The organism is Ohtaekwangia sp., assembly GCF_036568665.1.
Lineage (GTDB): Bacteria > Bacteroidota > Bacteroidia > Cytophagales > Cyclobacteriaceae > Ohtaekwangia.
The window spans coordinates 1-2,992 of the sequence record NZ_DATCSD010000438.1 but is presented as its reverse complement, the minus strand read 5'-3'; the positions used below and the strand labels follow the sequence as shown (position 1 = coordinate 2,992).

General features: G+C 46.1%; 5 protein-coding genes. 2 read left to right on the top strand and 3 right to left on the bottom strand.

Annotated elements, in window-relative coordinates; genetic code table 11:
• A partial coding sequence (locus VIN08_RS25735) for an NAD(P)-dependent oxidoreductase (RefSeq protein ID WP_331971810.1) occupies positions 1-502 on the top strand: 502 nt, incomplete at its 5' end.
• A 56-nt stretch (positions 503-558) separates the two neighbouring features.
• Here the strand turns inward: VIN08_RS25735 and VIN08_RS25730 are convergent.
• From VIN08_RS25730 to VIN08_RS25720, 3 genes are read right to left on the bottom strand one after another with little or no spacing between them, the layout of a single operon-like run.
• Complete coding sequence (locus VIN08_RS25730) at positions 559-1,035, bottom strand: hypothetical protein (RefSeq protein WP_331971807.1); 477 nt, start codon at positions 1,033-1,035, stop codon at positions 559-561.
• 9 nt (positions 1,036-1,044) lie between these two features.
• Positions 1,045-1,518 carry a hypothetical protein gene (locus VIN08_RS25725; protein WP_331971804.1) on the bottom strand — a complete coding sequence of 158 codons (474 nt, stop codon included), beginning with the start codon at positions 1,516-1,518 and terminating at the stop codon, positions 1,045-1,047.
• Positions 1,519-1,572: 54 nt separating this feature from the next.
• The gene (locus VIN08_RS25720; protein ID WP_331971802.1) at positions 1,573-2,526 is read right to left on the bottom strand and encodes a hypothetical protein; all 954 of its coding nucleotides are present in this window, start codon (positions 2,524-2,526) and stop codon (positions 1,573-1,575) included.
• 75 nt (positions 2,527-2,601) lie between these two features.
• Here VIN08_RS25720 and VIN08_RS25715 point away from each other — a divergent pair, with 75 nt between their 5' ends.
• Positions 2,602-2,952: a VOC family protein gene (locus VIN08_RS25715; protein WP_331971799.1), complete on the top strand. Its 351-nt coding sequence runs from the start codon at positions 2,602-2,604 to the stop codon at positions 2,950-2,952.
• The last annotated feature ends 40 nt before the right edge of the window (positions 2,953-2,992 follow it).

Genomic DNA, 2,992 nt, shown 5'->3' with positions numbered 1-2,992 from the left:
TTTACTGGAAGTAGTGCAGGGCGATGCTACTTCGTATGGCGATATACAATTATTGTTGCAGGATTGCACCGTTGTAATCAGCACACTCGGGCAACGAAAAGATGAACCGCCTGTTTTGGTGCGAAGTATAACCCATGTATTGCAAGCTATGCGTTACGGAAATATACAGCGGTATATACAGGTGACAGGATTGTCGATTGATGTGCCGGGCGATCGTAAAAGTTTCAGAACAAGACTCATGTCGCGACTGATGCGATGGATGTTCCCCACAGTGATCGCTGAAAAGCAACAGGAATATACTTTGCTTTCAAACAGCGCTATGGATTGGACGTTACTTCGTATTCCGCGTATCGAAGTCACAACAGAGACAGGCAGCGTAAAGATCGATCTCTATGATTGCCCGGGAAGCAGGATCCGTGTTGCAGACCTGGCGAATATAATTATCGAACAACTGAGCGATGATCGCTATATACGTAAGTCACCCTTTGTGGCAAGTATATAGCTGATATAAATGAACAGTGCGTCTCTTTCTGACGCACTGTTTTTATTGCTGTGAAATTATGCCTGAATAATACCGCTTTGTTTATGAATGCGGATCACGGGCCGATGCTCCAGCTTCACACAGATATAGTCTTGCTCAATATATAGGTCTACCGCGAATACCTGTTGTACATCCGTTTCCAGGTGAGGTATATAGGAGCGGGAGTAGATCGTGGTAGTCCAGCGAATTTCTCCGGAAGCCGTGGTGGCCTGCACGGCATGTGTTTCGCCTGGCGGCTCCGTTGTGTCCACCTGTATAACATCGTAGGTGATGCCATTTTCTTCCACCGGTAATACATAGTATACGCCTGCCTGTATAGCAGCGGCCTGTTCCATACGCGGAGGTATCCGCGATGCCTGCGGCTTGACAGACGCTTGTTCCTGCGAACTTGAATCGGCCTGGTTTACTTTCATGGCTTTGTAAAAGATAATTGCAATTATCAGGTAGGAAATGGCGCACAGGGCAACAAACCCGATTACGAGGTAGAACACCATACTGCTATACTATTGATTAAGAGTAGATATGAGCAGCTCATACAATACTTTTTCTTCCTGTGGTCGCTCAGAATAAAAAGAAGTATCCGGAGTTTTAACGCGGCTTTCGTAGTAGGTAAAGTATACTACGCTGTCCGGGTATACCAAGGTTGTTTCGAGAATGGATACGTCTCCCATCTTAATCATGATATCGCCCTTGTCGGGGAGTTTATCAGTTAAAGCAAGTATGCGGTTAATGGTAGCGTGATCGGTGATGGTTGATGTTTTGTGCGGGGGTATACTGTCGCGCTGATCTGACATGCGGTCGTAATACGTCAGAATAATTTTATCGCAAGGTTTAAACTTGAATGTGCTTGTATACTTCTTGTTCATGATCAATGCATTAACATCGTTTGTCTTGTCTGACTGCCGTGCGCAGCCGGTGATAAGCGCTGCTCCTGCGAGAAGCACGAGCGCTATGCCGGGGATAGAAATTTTTCTCATGCGGCAAAGGTACATATAAGCCTCCTATATTCTACGTTATTCTTTTGTTGTCATTCAATCCTGCTTTTGCAGGAGCATGCTCACCGAAGCATGCAGACTTTGCATGTCCTGGTGGATGGAACGTATCGTTGATTGCAACTGGTTGAGCAGCGCGGCCCGTGTATGGAGGTCTTCTGCGGTATATATACCACCGGTATCAAACAGCAGTTTTTCACGAGAAGCAGTAAGCTTGCCGGCAAATTCAAAATTCGTCCAGCGTGTGCGGATGCTTTGCGCCAGCGATACCTGGTGGCTGTTGCTGAATTTCTTTTCGTTCAGCATATACCATACAAACGGAGTATATATAGCCGAGGTCGATGGCGTATACCAGATGTCGTGCAGTATATTACGATGGGTATAATCCATCTGTATCTTTTTGCCTGCAGGGTTCAGGATCAAAGCTCCCAACCCGGCTGTAACCAGTCCGCCACTGATACCGATAGCGTTTTGTGCATCCGAGTTACTTACGGCTGCCGTGGTAACGGTAATGGCAGCGCCAATAATAATGGAAGCCGCTGTAAGACGATTGTTGCGTTTGTTATTCAGGTTATCGAGATAGTGTGCAAGTTGTTCGGAGCGCTCGCCTTCACAATCCAGCTCCGCGGCTATACCATCAATTTCAGATGCTGCCAGCAGCAGCCTGTTCTGAATCTCGTTCGCGAGATTTATATAGTGTACTCTCTGCGTTGCAGAAGTATCACGAACCAGCCGCGACAGCAAAGGTGCTATACCAAGGGCATTTGCCATCAGCAGGTCGTGTTCGGATAACTGACTAGCCAACACTATATCTGTATGCTTCAGTGAATCAAAATTAGCAAGTGGTAAATATCGATGCGCAAGCGAAACGGAAGGAGCACAGTAGCCCGACTGACTGCCCGGCAGTGCATGGGTGATGATCGATGAGCTTGTACATGAAGCAAGTGCCGCTGCTATACCTGCCAACACAAAAAGAAGATGCCGTTGTTTCATGGAATAAAAATCCGGATTAATTCTGAGATTTTTCTGTAAGTTCGTTAAGCCTTTCAAAAATTAACCCTATACTATATGAAAACCCTCGGAGTAATGCACGTGTTGTTTGTTCAGGATATGGACAGAGCAATTAATTTCTATACGCAGGCGTTCGATTTCCGGGTGAGAAACAAATCCGGCTTCTGGTCTAACCTCGAGTGTGATCACGGTGCTATAGCGCTGACAAGCTATGGACAAAAAACGGAGCGGAAAGAAACAATGCTGATCATTGAAGTGGATAATTACACGGAAGCTGTAGAACGCATAAAAAAATATGGCGGACAAGTACTCAAAGTCGCTGAACCTTACGAGGGTGCCCCGGTATATAATGTAATAACAGTCGATACCGAGAATAACCAGATTGTGATTTCGCAGATGGTGAATTAGCTGTGGGGTAATAGTGGTGTCGGATGTTTCCATCCGACAC